Source organism: Treponema socranskii subsp. buccale, assembly GCF_024181585.1.
Lineage (GTDB): Bacteria > Spirochaetota > Spirochaetia > Treponematales > Treponemataceae > Treponema_D > Treponema_D buccale.
Map to the genome: position 1 here is coordinate 156,985 of NZ_CP054258.1, position 13,925 is coordinate 170,909.

13 protein-coding genes are annotated in these 13,925 nt (G+C 48.9%); 12 read left to right on the top strand and 1 reads right to left on the bottom strand.

Annotation, left to right across the window (positions count from 1 at the left end):
• The first annotated feature begins 209 nt into the window (after positions 1-209).
• The 12 genes from HRI97_RS00760 to HRI97_RS00815 all read left to right on the top strand — a co-directional run bounded on the left by HRI97_RS00760 (position 210) and on the right by HRI97_RS00815 (position 12,451).
• Entirely contained in the window at positions 210-845 is a 636-nt protein-coding gene (locus HRI97_RS00760) for a CDP-alcohol phosphatidyltransferase family protein (RefSeq protein ID WP_253726032.1), read from the top strand.
• Between the two features lie 65 nt (positions 846-910).
• The gene (locus HRI97_RS00765) at positions 911-1,651 is read left to right on the top strand and encodes a metallophosphoesterase family protein (RefSeq protein WP_253726034.1); all 741 of its coding nucleotides are present in this window, start codon (positions 911-913) and stop codon (positions 1,649-1,651) included.
• A 173-nt stretch (positions 1,652-1,824) separates the two neighbouring features.
• Positions 1,825-3,915, top strand: a complete 2,091-nt coding sequence (locus HRI97_RS00770) for a glutamine synthetase III family protein (RefSeq protein ID WP_253726035.1) — start codon at positions 1,825-1,827, stop codon at positions 3,913-3,915.
• A 152-nt stretch (positions 3,916-4,067) separates the two neighbouring features.
• Positions 4,068-5,210 carry an ABC transporter substrate-binding protein gene (locus HRI97_RS00775; RefSeq protein ID WP_253726037.1) on the top strand — a complete coding sequence of 381 codons (1,143 nt, stop codon included), beginning with the start codon at positions 4,068-4,070 and terminating at the stop codon, positions 5,208-5,210.
• A gap of 73 nt (positions 5,211-5,283) precedes the next feature.
• The gene (locus HRI97_RS00780) at positions 5,284-6,159 is read left to right on the top strand and encodes a branched-chain amino acid ABC transporter permease (protein WP_180487554.1); all 876 of its coding nucleotides are present in this window, start codon (positions 5,284-5,286) and stop codon (positions 6,157-6,159) included.
• The gene (locus HRI97_RS00785) at positions 6,156-7,211 is read left to right on the top strand and encodes a branched-chain amino acid ABC transporter permease (protein ID WP_253726039.1); all 1,056 of its coding nucleotides are present in this window, start codon (positions 6,156-6,158) and stop codon (positions 7,209-7,211) included. Before HRI97_RS00780 ends, HRI97_RS00785 begins: the two co-directional genes overlap by 4 nt.
• On the top strand, positions 7,208-8,005 hold the full coding sequence (locus HRI97_RS00790) for an ABC transporter ATP-binding protein (RefSeq protein WP_253726040.1): 798 nt from the start codon (positions 7,208-7,210) through the stop codon (positions 8,003-8,005). Before HRI97_RS00785 ends, HRI97_RS00790 begins: the two co-directional genes overlap by 4 nt.
• Complete coding sequence (locus HRI97_RS00795) at positions 7,992-8,702, top strand: ABC transporter ATP-binding protein (protein WP_253726042.1); 711 nt, start codon at positions 7,992-7,994, stop codon at positions 8,700-8,702. The genes HRI97_RS00790 and HRI97_RS00795 overlap by 14 nt, the downstream gene beginning before the upstream one ends.
• A 62-nt stretch (positions 8,703-8,764) precedes the next feature.
• Positions 8,765-9,772: a dihydroxyacetone kinase subunit DhaK gene (locus HRI97_RS00800; RefSeq protein ID WP_253726044.1), complete on the top strand. Its 1,008-nt coding sequence runs from the start codon at positions 8,765-8,767 to the stop codon at positions 9,770-9,772.
• A gap of 100 nt (positions 9,773-9,872) precedes the next feature.
• Positions 9,873-10,496: a dihydroxyacetone kinase subunit L gene (locus tag HRI97_RS00805; protein ID WP_253726045.1), complete on the top strand. Its 624-nt coding sequence runs from the start codon at positions 9,873-9,875 to the stop codon at positions 10,494-10,496.
• 4 nt (positions 10,497-10,500) lie between these two features.
• On the top strand, positions 10,501-11,784 hold the full coding sequence (locus HRI97_RS00810) for an L-cysteine desulfidase family protein (protein ID WP_253726047.1): 1,284 nt from the start codon (positions 10,501-10,503) through the stop codon (positions 11,782-11,784).
• 10 nt (positions 11,785-11,794) lie between these two features.
• Entirely contained in the window at positions 11,795-12,451 is a 657-nt protein-coding gene (locus tag HRI97_RS00815; protein WP_253726050.1) for a GntR family transcriptional regulator, read from the top strand.
• Between the two features lie 108 nt (positions 12,452-12,559).
• Here the strand turns inward: HRI97_RS00815 and purD are convergent, their stop codons facing one another.
• The gene (purD, locus tag HRI97_RS00820) at positions 12,560-13,897 is read right to left on the bottom strand and encodes a phosphoribosylamine--glycine ligase (protein ID WP_253726052.1); all 1,338 of its coding nucleotides are present in this window, start codon (positions 13,895-13,897) and stop codon (positions 12,560-12,562) included.
• Between the last annotated feature and the right edge of the window lie 28 nt (positions 13,898-13,925).

A 13,925-nucleotide genomic window follows, 5' to 3' on the forward strand; every position in this document is an offset into this window, starting at 1 on the left:
AGTAAGTTTCCGTTAATGTGTTCGGGGCTGTCCAAAAACTTCAGTTTTTGGACAGCTTCCTTGATTTTATATGCGATGTTTAAAATTAAGTTCTTGCAATATAAAGACTTAATTTTAAACTCGACAGGCTGTCGAAAAAGTAACCGACTTTTGAGACAGCCCCAATATCGCGTCTTGACACTATGTGTCTTTCAAAACATACTTACAATATGAAACTTGCAAATGCATTTACGTCGGTTCGCATCGTCTTTGCGCCGGTATTTTTCCTTATCTATTTTATCCCGATTTGGACGGGGCGATTTGCCGGTCTTTCGGCAGCTCTTATGATTCCTCTCCTGGCGTGCATGGAATTTACCGATTTTCTCGACGGATTTTTTGCGCGTAAAAACCGTGAGGTGAGCGACTTCGGAAAGATGTTCGATCCCTTTGCGGACGTTATCGTCCATTTGACGACGTTTACGTGTTTTATGTATTCGTTCGCCGCATCCGTTAAAAGCTATCTTCCGGTATGGATTTTCGTATTGATTTTGTACCGTGAGTTTTCGCAGAATTTTCTCCGCATGGTCGCGGCAAAGCAAGGTACGGCGATCGCCGCGCGAAAGGGCGGAAAACTCAAAACCGTATTTTACGTCGCATCGGGATTTGTATGCCTCATCCCCGAATGTGCGCTGCGCTTTTATGCGGTGAAAGGGGGAGCTGTCGGCGCTGTCGTTTTATCGGTCGTGCAGCATACGGAAGCTTGGAAAAACGCCGCGCTCGGTATGTTTGTCGCGAGCCTTGCGCTGTGCTATATTTCGTTTGCCGATTACCTCGTGCACTTTAAGTCGGTTTTAAAAGATATGTGAGGGATCGGCGAAATCGTTTTTACGGGATAACGGATGCCGGAGTCGCGCTCCCGGCGGAGTAAAAAATGCGGATATTGATAAGTTCTGACATACATGCAAACATATTGGCATGCGAAGCGTTGGCAAAAATATATGCGCGCGAAAAATGCGATTTGCACATAACGCTGGGAGATGCCGTTGATTTGGGGCCGTGGCCGAAAGAAACGCTGGAATTTATTAAGAGAGAAAAAACGGTTTATCTGAAAGGCAATCACGAAGAATATAACTGTTCGATAGGGCTCGGACCCGAATTGAAAAAGAGCATAGGAAAATCGGAAGCTGAACACTATCGATGGACAAAAGAGCAAATAGGCATCGACAACGTACGTTATATTGAAAAGCTTCCCTACAAATATCATATCGAAATCGGAAAATATAATCTGTATTTTCAGCATTTCTTTTTGGAAAACGGAATAATTTCCGAATACAATGTATTCGAATACGGTATTGACGGACTTGATCTCGATCGCGTATTCGGAATCGAACCGAAGAAAAATAATGTGATTTTTTTCGGCCACTTACATAAAGCATTCCTAACGGAGAAAATAAATACATATATAAGCGTAGGATCTGCGGGCTGCGACGGAAAATATTCAAAAGGAAAATTAGCCGATATTATAGAAATCGATAAAAACGCATATACGATAAAACCGATCGAGTTGGAATGGAATACAAAAACGGTTATTAATGAAATTGAAAACAGGAATATGCCCGATAAAGATGCAATCGAAGAATATTTTTTTAATGGAGGAAACGCTGCGACGTAACGCTTTTATGACGGAAGCATAGCGGCAGCGACCGGTAAATCGCTTGATTTTTTTGCCGACAAAGGCTATAACGTGAATATGAAAACTGCAGGCGATGTAAACGCTTTTGTGCAAAAGGGGTTTGCATCGTTTTTTTTATTTTTAAAGTGCGGGATAAAACGCCGGAGGACTGTATGCCGAATGTGCAGGAATTGTTCGGAAGCATGGTTTTTAATCAAAGGGTGATGCAGGAGCTTTTGCCGAAAGACACATTCAAAGCGCTCAAAAAAACGCTCGACGACGGCACGCCGCTCGAACTTGAAATTGCGAATCAAGTGGCGTACGCGATGAAGGAGTGGGCTATTTCGAAAGGCGCGACGCACTATACGCATTGGTTTCAGCCGCTCACCGGCATTACGGCGGAAAAGCACGAAAGTTTTATCGCTCCCGACAAAAACGGCGGCGTCATTATGGAGTTCGGCGGCAAAGAGCTTGTCAAAGGCGAAAGCGATGCGTCGTCATTTCCGTCGGGCGGAAGCCGCGCCACTTTTGAAGCGCGCGGGTACACGGTGTGGGATCCGACGGCGTATGCGTTCGTAAAAGATCATTCGCTGTGCATTCCGACGGCATTCTGTTCGTACACGGGAGAAGCCCTCGACAAAAAAACGCCGCTCCTTCGTTCCATCGAAGCGCTCAGCAAACAGGCAGTGCGCGTGCTTCGGCTCTTCGGTGAAAAAGACGTCGAACACGTGATTTCCTGCGTCGGCGCCGAACAGGAATATTTTTTGGTCGATGAAAAACTCTATGAAAAGCGCAGAGATCTCCAGATGACGGGGCGGACGCTTTTCGGTGCAAAGCCCGCAAAGGGTCAGGAGATGGACGACCAGTATTTTACCGCGATCACGCCGCGCGTCAGTGAATACATGGAAGACTTGAACGAAGAGTTGTGGAAGCTCGGCATCTTTGCAAAGACGGAACACAACGAAACGGCTCCCGCCCAGCACGAAATGGCGCCGATTTTTTCGACGACGAATTTGGCGGCCGATCAAAATCAGCTGACGATGGAGATTATGAAAAAGGTTGCGCGTCGGCACGGGCTTGTGTGTCTGCTGCACGAAAAACCTTTTGCCGGCATCAACGGCAGCGGCAAGCACAACAACTGGTCGATCGAAACCGATGCGGGCGAGGGGCTTTTGAAGCCGGGCGACACGCCGAGGGAAAACGCGCGTTTTTTGCTTTTCCTCACCGCGGTGATCCGCGCCGTCGACGACAATCAGGATTTGCTGCGCATTTCGGTTGCGAGCGCGGGAAACGATCACCGGCTCGGAGCGAACGAAGCGCCGCCTGCAATCATGTCGATATTCGTCGGCGACGAGCTCGAAGCCGTATTGAAATCGATAAAAGACGGAACGCCGTACAGCGCGAAATCGAAACAAAAGATAAAAATCGGCGCCGATGTTTTGCCGCCCATCCCGAAAGATACGACCGACCGCAACCGCACGTCTCCTTTTGCGTTTACCGTAAACAAATTCGAATTCCGTTCCGTCGGCTCTTCGCTGTCGATTTCGGGGCCGATGACGACGCTCAACGCAATCGTCGCGGACGTTTTGAAAGAATATGCCGACAGACTCGAAAAAGCTAAAGACTTCAATCAAGCGCTGCAGGAACTTATTAAAAAAGAAATCACGGATCACTGGAAAATCATCTTCAACGGCAACGGCTACGGAGACGATTGGGTTTCCGAAGCGAAAAAGCGCGGACTCTTGAACTTGCGCAATCTTCCGGAAGCGGTCGCCGAATACCTCAAGCCGAAAAACGTCAAGCTGTATACCGAGATGGGCATCTACACGGAAGCGGAAATGAAAAGCCACTATGAAGTAAAGCTCGAAAAATACTGCCAAGTGCTCAATATCGAAGTCGGCACGATGATCGAAATGGTTAATAAAAATATCATGCCCTCTGTACTCGGTTATATGGATTCGATTGCGGAGACGGTCGTGTCGGTAAAAGATGCAGTCCCGCACGCAAAATGCGGAGCGGGTATTTCGCTGCTCGAAAAACTCGACACGCTTGCCGATTCTCTTTCGGCAGAGACGGCTTCGCTTTCGGAAAAGCATGCGGCGGCGATCGCAAACGGCGATTATATGCGCCGTGCAAAAGCGTACGCCGAAAAAGTGATCCCCGCGATGGAAAAAGTGCGTGCGGTAACCGACGCGATAGAGCCGCTGCTTGCCGAAGCGTACAAGCCGTTTCCGTCGTATGAAGATTTGCTGTTCAGCGTGTGACGGGGACGAACCGCTGAAATCGAAAAAACAAAAAAAACCTTGCGTTATTTGAAAACTCGATTTATACTTATAAGGTATTTGTAAGATATTACTGGTATCTTACAAACCGCATAAAACCGGATATTTCAGTGAAAGAATTACGGAGGTACAATGTGAAAAAACTGATTGTCGCTTTAACGGCTGTATTTTTATGTGCCGTCGCTGTATGGGCGCTGGGGTCTTCCGACAGCGATTCCATTCAAATCGGCGTATTGGCGCCTCTTACCGGAACGAATGCCGAATACGGTAAAGGATTTCAAGTCGGAGGGCAGATGGCCGTCGACGAAATCAATGCAAAGGGCGGTGTTCACGGACGGAAATTAAATCTCGTTATAAAAGATTCGAAAGGCGACCAAAAGGAAAGTTCCGACCTCGCGCGGCAACTCGGTGACGACGACAGAATCCTCGCGATTATGGGCGATTTTACGAGCGGCTGCTGTATGGCAAACGCTCCGATCGTCGATGAAGCCGGTATCGTGCAGCTTTCGCCGACGGCGTCGAATCCGACCTATGCGGGTATGAGCGATTGGTGTTTCAGCATTATGGGACGGCAGGACGGTGAGGCGCCGTTTTTTGCACGGTACATTTTGAAAAAATATATGGGCGTAAAGAAAGTCGGTGTCATCTATATCAACAGCGATTGGGGTATGTCCGCATTCGACAATTTCAAAAAAGAAGCGAAACTTGTCGGGCTCGATATCGTTGCGGATGTAAGTTATGTCCAGGATGAAAAAGATTTTTCTTCTCTCATTACGCGTCTGCGCTCCGCCCGTCCGGAAGTCGTACTCATTATGGATCAGGGCGCTGTTCCGCAGGTTATCAATCAGATCCGTGCATCCGGATGGAATATTCCTCTGACGACGCTCGGGCCGGGAACTTCGGAACAGCTTATCAATTTGACGAAAGAAAATTCCGAAGGGCTTTTGCTTTCGACGCCGTTTTTCTTCGATCCTGCCGATCCGCGGCTTACCGCATGGAAAAACGAGTTTACAAAAAAATCCGGATTCCAGCCGACCGTTCACCCCGCCTGTGCATACGATTGCATATACCTCCTCGCGGATGCGATCGCGCGCTGTCCTCCCGATAAAATCACGCGGAAAGCGATTCGCGATAACCTCGCTTCCGGCAATTTTACGGGAATTACCGGGCCTCTTAAATTCAACCCTGCCGGCGATATCACTCGCGTGTATATGATTTGCGCGGTCGAAAAAGGACAGTACGTAGTTAAAGCCGGATTCGATTATTCTAAAAAATAATTAATAAAATATAATATCGGCGGCCGATTTTATTCGACCGCCGGCTTACAGCGATTCAAGGGAAGCCCGGTTTATGGAATACTTTTTAAATCACCTGATAAACGGATTATGTCAGGGAGCTGTTTACGCGCTTATGGCTATCGGTTATTCGGTAGTCGTCGGCGTCGTCGGCATGGTTACATTTACGCACGGCGAAGTGATTATGATAGGCTCGTTTGCGGCTTTTTATGCGTTCGAACTTTGCGGAAACAATATCGTACTCGGTATCATATCGAGTTTTGCCGCTTCATGGCTGCTCGGCATCCTCGTATATAAAATCTGCTATGAGAATTTTTTTACGGCGCCGCGGCATATTTCTCTGCTGTGTACGATAGGCTTTTCGATGCTTATTAAAAATCTGGCGCAGATTATATTCGGACCGAATCAAAAACCGATGCTCGACGTCATCGAGCCGCGATTTTTTAAAATCGGTACCGTTCAAATATCACAGGTACAGTTATTGATCATGATAACCGTCATCCTGCTCGCCGCTGCGCTGTCGTTTTTGTTTACCCGTACGAAATTCGGTATCAAGCTTAAAGCGGTCAGTCAGGATAAAACGGCTTCATACATGATGGGCATCAATGTAAAGCGTATGGCGATGCTCGGAAATTGTCTGGGCTGCGGACTCGGCGGTATTGCGGGGCTTTTGTCGAGCATCTATTATCAAATGCTGCAGGCGACGATGGGCGGTTCAATGGGTATGAAAGCGTTTTCGTCGTCGGTGCTCGGCGGTTTGACCGACGTGCGGTTTTCCGCGCTCGGAGGATTGTGTATTGGCATAATCGAAAATTTCGGCATCATGATTTCATCGGCAAGCTTCCGCGATATATTCGCATTCGGATTTTTAATAGCCGTTTTAATTATTAAGCCGACGGGATTCGTTTCAAAACGCGGAGTAAAAGTATGAGTGCGGTCGTCGATACATTATATTCCGTAAATGCCTGGTGCAAAAAGCATGTTATCGTCACTGCCGCCGTTCTCATTGCGGTGATGCTCGCTCTGCCGCAGATCTACGGCAAAAGCTATTTTATGGGCGTTATGTGCCGTATCTGCCTGTATGCGCTGCTCGCCGGAGCGCTGAATATCATCAACGGTTACAGCGGTATGACCTGTCTCGGTGCGGCGGGTTTCTTTTGTGTCGGTGCCTACACGGAAGCGATTCTCTCAACCCGCGCCGCATGGAATTTTTGGCTCGCTCTTCCGGTCGCCGGTATCGTTACGGCTGTGATCGGGCTGCTCGTTGCGCTTCCGACGCTTAAAATGAGCGGTATCTATCTGTCGATCGTAACGCTCGGTTTTTCCGAAATCGCACGTCTTATTGCGCTCAACTGGACGGCTCTTACCGGCGGTGCGCTCGGTATAAAAGGTATTCCGATTCCGCAGTTTTTCGGCATTGCGATCAGAAACCCGCGTCGTTACTATTATGTATTTTTGGGATTTGCGATTTTATTTTTGTTCGTATCGCACCGCGTTATCAATTCGCGGATCGGGCGGGCGTGGATGTCGATACGCGAGAACGAACTTGCCGCAAAGAGCCTCGGTGTGGATTCTTCTCGGTACAAAATTTCGAATTTTATGTACGGCGCGTTTTGGATCGGCGTTGCCGGCGCAATATACGCTCCCTATGTCCGCTTTATCGATTCGACGTATTTTACGCTCGATGAAGGATGGAATATCCTGTCCATGGTGATTATCGGCGGTCAGGGGACGCTCGTCGGTCCCGTCGTCGGATCGATAATCGTCAACTTCCTTACCGAAGTGCTGCGGCCGATCGGACAGTGGCGGCTCGTCGCATACGCGCTTTTGATAATCATTATGATGTGGTTCCGTCCGCAGGGACTTGTCGGTGCTTCAGCCGTTGCCGGGAATCTCAGCCTGCGCCGTTTTGTAAAGAGAGCGAGGAAGGCAGGGAAGACAAAAGGCTCTGACGGAAAACGCGATACGGAGGTCTCGAAATGAATACTCCTGTCTTAAAAGCGGAAAACGTGTGTAAATATTACGGCGGTCTTAAAGCCGTGGAAAAAGTCAGCATGGAAATCGGCGCCGGAGATATTTTCGGCATCATCGGACCGAACGGTGCGGGCAAAACGACGTTTTTCAACGTGTGCTCGGGAATGGATTATCCGACGTCCGGTAAAATCCTGTTCTGCGGCGAAGACGTTACCGGCATGAAACCCGAACGCGTCGCGGCGAAGGGAATGGCGCGCACCTTTCAAAATATCATGCTGTTTCGCTTTATGTCCGTTTTGGAAAATATTAAAATCGGATTTCATCTTCAACTGAAAACGGGATTTGCGGATGCGATTATCCGGGATAAAACGTATAAAAACGACGAAGAATTTGCCGCGCAAAAAGGTCTTGAAATTCTTTCGATGATCGGTCTTGAAGCGTATGCCGATACGCTTGCGGGCAATTTGCCGTACGGTATTCAGCGCAAAGTCGAAATTGCACGTGCGCTTGCACTGAATCCGAAAATTCTTTTGCTCGATGAACCGGCTGCCGGTATGAATCCGAACGAAACGAAATCGCTTTCGGAATTTATTATTAAACTCAACAATTTGGGATACACGATTGCGGTCATCGAACATGATATGAAATTCGTTATGGGAACATGCAAAAAAATTCTCGTGCTCAATTTCGGACAAAAGATATGCGAAGGCACTCCCGATGTCGTAAAAAACGATAAAGAAGTGCGCGAAGCGTATTTCGGTAAAGGTCTTTTGACAGGGGAGGCGCCGTATGCTCAGCATTAAAAACTTAAGCGTCAATTACGGCAGTATATCCGCGCTCCGAGACGAAAATATCGAAGTGCGAAGCGGAGAACTCGTAACGCTTATCGGCGGAAACGGCGCCGGCAAAACGAGTACGCTCATGGCGATTTCAAATCTCGTGCCGAAATCGGGCGGAACGATTATGTTCAAAGGCAAGGATATCACGAACCTCGCTCCCGATAAAATCGTCAAAATGGGACTCGCGCATATTCCCGAAGGACGTAGAATCTTTCCGGCGCTTACCGTTTACGAAAATCTTGTCACGGGTACGATGGGAAATCCGTCCATTAAAAATAAAGATATACCGCTTCTCATCGAAGAACAGTATGCGCTTTTCCCGCGCTTAAAAGAGCGCGAAAAGCAGGCGGGCGGTTCGCTTTCCGGAGGAGAACAACAGATGCTCGCCATCGCGCGGGGACTTATGCTCAAGCCCGATATCATCATGCTCGACGAACCGTCGCTGGGACTTGCGCCGATTATCGTCGAAGAAATTTTCGAACTGCTCGCAAAATTGAAAGCAGGCGGCAAAACGATTTTACTGATCGAACAGAATGCATCGATGGCTTTGTCGATCGCCGACCGCGGCTATGTTCTTGCGACTGGTGAAGTAATCATGGAGGGAACCGGAAAGGAACTGCTTTCCGATCCGCAAGTGATTAAAGCGTATTTGGGCGGATAATCGTGATATAATCGATTGTCCGCAATATAAATTATTAAATCAATATCAATATGGGGGTATGTATGAAAAAGATTATTAACAAACCGGAAGACTTTGTAAACGAAATGATGGAAGGCATCGAACTTGCATACGGCGACAGAGTGCATTTTCTCGACGGCGACTGCCGTGTGCTCGTTTCGGGTTATCCCGTAAAAGACGGCAAAGTCGGTATCGTGACGGCCGGAGGCAGCGGGCACTTGCCGGTGTTTTTGGGCTATGTCGGAAGCGGTATGCTTGACGGCTGCGCGATCGGTAACGTGTTCGCTTCTCCGTCATCGCAGAAGATGGCGAATATGATTAAAGCGTGCGACCGCGGCAGCGGCGTTTTGTGCCTCTACGGAAACTACGGCGGCGATAAAATGAATTTCGACATGGCCTGCGAAATGGTCGACATGGACGATATCAAAACGAAAACCGTACTCGTGTGCGACGACGTCGCTTCGAGCGCAAAAGAAACGGCGGCAAAGCGCCGCGGTGTTGCGGGTATGGTGTATGCGTTTAAAGTTGCCGGTGCGGCCGCCGATAAAATGATGTCGCTCGATGAAGTCGCTTCCGTTGCGGAAAAAGCGCTTGCAAATATCAGAACGATGGGTGTCGCGCTTTCCCCGTGCATCGTTCCGGAAGTCGGAAAGCCGACGTTTTCCATCAATGACGATGAAATCGAAGTAGGTATGGGCATTCACGGCGAGCCGGGAATCGAAGTGCGCAAGATGATGACGGCCGATGAAGTCGCAAAGGTTATCCTCGACAAAATCATTGCCGATATGCCCCTCGCTTCCGGCGACAAAGTTTCCGTTATGGTAAACGGACTCGGTGCGACGCCGCTTGAAGAGCAGCTCATCGTCTATCGTTCGGTTGCAAAGATGCTCGCTTCTAAAAACGTAAGCGTTTTTATGCCGCACATCGGAGAATTTGCGACATCTATGGAGATGGCCGGCCTGTCGATCACCGTATTCAAGCTCGATTCGCAGCTTGAAGAATTGCTCCGCGCCCCGGCATCGACACCGTTTTATACGAATGAAAACAAATAGTTATTATTTAAAATAATGTATAAAAAATGGAGGATACTGCCTGAAAATTTCAGCTTTCGGGCAGCCCTGTTTATTAATTATTAATATACGGAGATCTCGTATGAATGCGAAAGATGTAAAAGGTGCATGTAAAATTATAAGCGATGTGATGACGAAAAATAAAGATTATCTCATTCAACTTGACCAGCAAAACGGCGACGGCGATTTGGGCATTTCCATGAGCGAAGGTTATAAAGCGGTAAGTGATTTTCTCGACACCTCCGATGAAACGGACTTGGGAAAATTATTTATGAAAATGGGGATGACGTTTAACGAAAAGGCGCCGTCGTCGCTCGGGACGATTACGTCGATCGGCATTATGGGTATGGCGAAAGCGATGCGCGGCAAAACGGATATCGATTTGGCGGAAACGAGTGCCGCATTTAAAGCGGGGATCGATGCGATCAGCGAAAAATGCGGATCGAAAGCCGGAGAAAAAACGATTATGGACGCCTTTATTCCCGCAGTCGACGAACTTGAAAAGCACAGTGCCGACGGTGAAAAAAAAGCGTTCGAAGCTGCCGCCGCCGCTGCCGCAAAGGGTTCGGAAAATACGAAAAATATGAAAGCGGTACACGGACGTGCGGCATACTACGCGGAAAAAAGCATCGGCGTTCTCGACGGCGGTTCGGTCGTCGGTAAACTCTTGTTTGAAGCGATAAATACGTATTGGCAAGGAAAATAATTATATGGATAAAAAGATATACGATGCATACGTCGCAATCTTAAAAACGGAACTCGTACCCGCGCTCGGCTGTACCGAGCCGATCGCCATCGCGTTTGCGGCGGCAAAAGCGCGCGACGTGCTCGGGAGTTTTCCCGAAACGATACGGGTCGAAGCGAGCGGTAATATCGTCAAAAACGTGCAGGGCGTAACCGTTCCGAACTCCGGCGGCATGAAAGGAATCGATGTGGCGGCGACGCTCGGTGCTGTCGGCGGCGACGCTGAAATCGGTTTGGAAGTGCTTTCGAAAATCACCGAAGAGCAGATTAAAAAAACGAAAGAGCTTGTCGATTCGGGGTTTTGCAAGTGCAGTCTTGTCGACGGCAAAGACAATCTTTATATCCGCGTAACGGCAAAAAAAGGTGACGATACGGCGATCGTCATCGTATCCGAAAAGCACACGAATATTTCATATATTGAAAAAAACGGAAAAGTAATAATCGATGCGCAATCGCCCGCAGCAAAAGCCGACACGGGAACGCAAGCGGACAAATCGCTGCTTGCGGTAAAAGATATCATCGATTTTGCGAATGAAGTGAATATCGAAGACGTGCGCGCCGTGATTGAACGGCAGATCGAATATAATACCGCCATATCGCAAGAAGGGCTTGCGCGCGAATACGGAGCGAGGATCGGACGCACGCTTGAAAAGCTGTACGACAAAAACGATGTACGCGTGCGCGCTCGTGCTGCCGCCGCGGCGGGAAGCGATGCGCGTATGAGCGGATGTCCGCTGCCGGTCGTCATAAACAGCGGAAGCGGCAATCAGGGAATGACGGTATCGCTGCCGGTCATCGAATATGCGAAAGAGTGGCATGTGCCGCACGACAAGCTTATCCGTGCGCTTGTTTTGGCAAATCTCATGGCGCTTTTGCAAAAGCGTTATATCGGCAGCTTGAGCGCGTTTTGCGGAGCGGTGTGCGCGGCGACCGGAGCCGGCTGCGGCATAACCTATCTGCACGGCGGCGGAGAAGATGCCATTACGCGTACGATTACGAATACGCTCGGCGATGTCGGCGGTATCGTATGTGACGGCGCAAAGCCTTCGTGTGCGGCAAAGATCGCATCGGCGGTGGATGCGGCGATTCTCGGTTTCGAACTCGGTTCCGAAGAGGGTATCGCATTCCAAAAGGGTGAGGGTCTGGTTAAAGGGTCGGCTGAAGAAACGATACGGAGCTTCGGCCGCGTAGGCCGCGACGGTATGCGTTCAACCGATACGGAAATATTGCATATCATGCTCGAAAAATAAGGCACATGTCATGGTTGCGACGCGGAAAAAATATTCGAACAACACGCTGAAAGATACGTATTACGATATTATCCTTCAGCGTGTTATCCGCGATGAATATAAATCGGGCGACATCATTACGGAAAAGTCTCTTGTCGATGAATTCAACGTGAGCAAGTCTCCGATTCGAGAAGCGTTGATTTCTCTATGTAATGAAAGATTGTTAAAAAGCATACCGAGATTCGGTTATGAAGTGATGTCTATTTCCGAGCAAACGGTTTCCGAGATGCTCGATTACCGTGTCGTATTGGAATGCGGGTATCTTGAACGGAATTGGGATGCCGTAACGGATAAACGGATCGCTCGGTTGGAAGAATTGTTGTATAAAGATTACCGTAAGCCCGAACAGCGTGAAGCGCTTGAACACTGGGCAAAAAACTGTAATTTTCATTTGACGCTTTTTTCGTTTTCGGGCAACGATTTTTCGTACGAACGGCTTGCCGATGTTATGCGGACGCTCGGCATCGTCTATGTCCGTTCGTATTGGAAAATGCTGCATTTAACGCGGATAAGCAGCGGAGCGAATTATCATAAACAGCTTATTAATTATTTGATGCGCGGCGATAAAAAAGCGGCCGTCGAATGTCTCAAAGAAGATATCATGGAATTTTTTACACCCGGCAATTGAATCGACAAAATGCGGGGAAAGAAGAAATATGTTTCAAGAAAAGCGTTACCGTCCGATGTTTTTAATCGGATATGACGAGCAAAATTCGGGATCCGCGCAATCGATTTTTTACAGCGTTCCGGATTCCGCCGCGCCCGGTAATCCGATATCTTTTCGATAGAACGCATTGTCAAAGCGTACCGCATCGATCGCATCGTACGCTTTTTTACGCGCTTCGTCGAAATCGGCACCGTGTGCGCTGCATGCGAGTACGCGTCCGCCGTCGGTGACGAGTTTTCCGTTTGGAGCGCGCTTTGCTCCTGCAATAAATAATTTCGCACCGGCCTCTTTTATGCGGTTTTCATCGATTGTAATTTCTTTGCCTTTTTCGTATGCGCCGGGATAACCGCCCGAAACGACGACCGGAGCGACGACGCAGCCCGTTTTCCATTTGAATGAAAAATTGTCAAGCGAACAGTTGACGATCGAACAGCACATCGCGGCGAAATCGAAATCGACGAGCGGAAGCAGGGCCTGCGTTTCGGGATCACCGAGCCGTACATTGTATTCGAGAAGCTTCGGTCCGTCTTTTGTGAGCATGAGGCCGAAAAAAATAAAACCGCGGTAATCGAAGTTTTCGGCTATGAGTCCTTTGAGCGTCGGCGAAAGAATATCGCGCCGAAAGAGCGTCATCGTTTCATCCGTCACGTCGGCAAGCGGGCATACGGCTCCCATGCCGCCGGTGTTCGGGCCTGCCGCTCCGTCGAAAAGGCGTTTGTGATCGCGTGCCGGCAAAAACGGCACGATTTTCGCCTTTTGTTTTTTTGCCGCTTCGGGAGTTACCGAAACCGCGGCGAGTACGGAAATTTCGATGCCTTCGAGGTATTCTTCGATGACGATTTTTTCCCCCGCCGCTCCGACTTTGCCCGAATCCATGATATCGGAAATCGCCGAAAGGGCGTCTTCGACGGTCGCTGCAACGACAACGCCTTTTCCCGCCGCAAGCCCGTCCGCTTTTATGACGACCGGTGCGCCGTGTTGCATGACGTATGCTTTCGCTTTTTCGCTGTCGTCAAACGTTTCGCTTTTTGCACATGCGACGCCGTACGTGCGCATAAATCGCTTTGCAAAATCTTTACTCGCTTCAAGTTCGGCGGCCGCTTTTTTCGGTCCGATGCACGGAATATCGGCTTTCCAAAAATCGTCGGCAAGGCCTTCAGCAAGCGGATTTTCCGGTCCGACGACAGCCATAATGCATTCTTCGCGCCGCGCAATCTGCACGTAAGGAGAAGTACCGTTGTTTTCTATATAACCGCACGAGGATATATCGATATTTTTACATTTCGCTTCAGAAGCGGTACCGCCGTTTCCGGGAACGACGACGATCTTTTTTACAAGCGGACTTTGCGCGAGAGACCACGCGACGGCATGTTCACGCCCGCCCGATCCGACGAGGATGATATTCATGCATTAATAATAAATAAAAAAACCGCGA

Bases quoted from the DNA above. Each gene is read 5' to 3' on its own strand.
- HRI97_RS00780 (WP_180487554.1), top strand. From the start codon at position 5,284: ATGGAATACTTTTTAAATCACCTGATAAACGGATTATGTCAGGGAGCT.
- HRI97_RS00785 (WP_253726039.1), top strand. From the start codon at position 6,156: ATGAGTGCGGTCGTCGATACATTATATTCCGTAAATGCCTGGTGCAAA.
- HRI97_RS00810 (WP_253726047.1), top strand. From the start codon at position 10,501: ATGGATAAAAAGATATACGATGCATACGTCGCAATCTTAAAAACGGAA.
- HRI97_RS00815 (WP_253726050.1), top strand. From the start codon at position 11,795: ATGGTTGCGACGCGGAAAAAATATTCGAACAACACGCTGAAAGATACG.
- purD (WP_253726052.1), bottom strand. From the start codon at position 13,897: ATGAATATCATCCTCGTCGGATCGGGCGGGCGTGAACATGCCGTCGCG.
- HRI97_RS00765 (WP_253726034.1), top strand. From the start codon at position 911: ATGCGGATATTGATAAGTTCTGACATACATGCAAACATATTGGCATGC.
- HRI97_RS00760 (WP_253726032.1), top strand. From the start codon at position 210: ATGAAACTTGCAAATGCATTTACGTCGGTTCGCATCGTCTTTGCGCCG.
- HRI97_RS00795 (WP_253726042.1), top strand. From the start codon at position 7,992: ATGCTCAGCATTAAAAACTTAAGCGTCAATTACGGCAGTATATCCGCG.
- HRI97_RS00770 (WP_253726035.1), top strand. From the start codon at position 1,825: ATGCCGAATGTGCAGGAATTGTTCGGAAGCATGGTTTTTAATCAAAGG.
- HRI97_RS00800 (WP_253726044.1), top strand. From the start codon at position 8,765: ATGAAAAAGATTATTAACAAACCGGAAGACTTTGTAAACGAAATGATG.
- HRI97_RS00805 (WP_253726045.1), top strand. From the start codon at position 9,873: ATGAATGCGAAAGATGTAAAAGGTGCATGTAAAATTATAAGCGATGTG.
- HRI97_RS00790 (WP_253726040.1), top strand. From the start codon at position 7,208: ATGAATACTCCTGTCTTAAAAGCGGAAAACGTGTGTAAATATTACGGC.